The following is a 1,384-nucleotide window of genomic DNA, read 5'->3' as shown; positions in this document are numbered from 1 at the left end:
GACAGCGCGTGCAGGCGGTCGGTGTGGCGCGCCTGCAGCGCCCGGGCCCGTTCCAGGCCGGCCTCCCGCGCGACGACGAGGCGCCGCCCGAGCTGGATCAGGGCTTCGCCCTTGCGCTGGACGTCGTGNCGCAGGGCATGNAGCGGCCGGTGGTCGATCCGCGCCAGCCGCGCGCGGGCGTTGGCGAGGACCACGTCGGGCGAGCGCCGGGCCATCCGGTCGAGGAGGAGCTGGAGCCGCGCGCGATGGCGGCTGGCGCCCGCCGCGAGGGCCGGGGCGAGGCGCGCCTCGGCGAGGTCGAGCCGCTGGCGCTTGGCCGCCAGCAGGGCGTCGGCACTGGGCAGAGCGCGCCCGAGGGCGCGCAGATCCGACCGGTCGCGGTCGATCCGGCGCCCGACCGCCCCTCTGCCACGGGCGGAGAGGTCCGCCACCGTGGCGATCAGGTCGGCGCGGACCGGCACCGCCATCTCGGCGGCGCCCGTCGGGGTCGGCGCCCGGCGGTCAGACACGTAGTCGATCAGCGTGGTGTCGGTCTCGTGCCCGACCGCCGAGATCAGCGGGATCGCGCTCTCGAAGGCGGCGCGGACGACGCATTCCTCGTTGAAGGCCCAGAGATCCTCGATGGAGCCGCCACCGCGGGCGACGATCAGTATGTCCGGGCGCGGGATCGCGCCGCCAGCCGGAAGCGCGTTGAAGCCGCGTATCGCGGCCGCGACCTCCTCGGCCGCGCCGTCGCCCTGGACCCGCACCGGCCAGACCAGGACGGGCCGCGGGAACCGGTCCTCCAGCCTGTGGAGGATGTCGCGGATCACCGCGCCGGTCGGCGAAGTGACGACGCCGACGACCTGCGGCAGGTAGGGGATGGGCCGCTTGTGCTCGAGGGCGAACAGCCCCTCGGCGGCGAGCAGCTTCTTGCGCTCCTCCAGAAGAGCCATCCAGGCCCCGAGACCCGCCGGCTCCAGGTTCTCGATGACGATCTGATAGGAAGACTTCCCGGGAAAGGTGGTGATGCGACCGGTGGCGACGACCTCCAGCCCCTCCTGGGGGCGCTGGCGCAGGCGGCCGAACACACCCTTCCAGACCACCGCGTCGATCCGCGCCTGCCCATCCTTCAGGGAGAAATAGGCATGGCCCGAGCCGTGCTGGCCGCGATAGCCCGAGATCTCGCCGCGCAGGCGGACATGGCCGAAGGCGTCCTCCAGCGTGCGTTTCAGGGCACCGGCCAGTTCGCCCACCGACCATTCGGGCTGGTTGGCATTGAGCACGCGGGTCGGCGGGATATCCGCCGCGGGCTGGGCTGCGGGGCGCGGGGGCGGCACGAGGGCATGGGCGGACGCTAGGGGGCTCGGCAGGACAGTCAAAGTCCGCTGTGGAATGCGGTCGT

At 73.6% G+C, this 1,384-nt stretch carries 1 protein-coding gene; it reads right to left on the bottom strand.

Annotated elements, in window-relative coordinates:
- The coding region (gene xseA, locus I53_RS03385; protein ID WP_251982203.1) for an exodeoxyribonuclease VII large subunit at positions 1-1,265 on the bottom strand (1,265 nt) is incomplete at its 3' end.
- Between the last annotated feature and the right edge of the window lie 119 nt (positions 1,266-1,384).

It is taken from the genome of Methylobacterium sp. B1 (assembly GCF_000333255.1).
Classification (GTDB): Bacteria; Pseudomonadota; Alphaproteobacteria; order Rhizobiales; family Beijerinckiaceae; genus Methylobacterium; species Methylobacterium fujisawaense.
The sequence above is the reverse complement of the archived record's forward strand: the minus strand, read 5'-3'. Positions and strand labels throughout refer to the sequence as shown.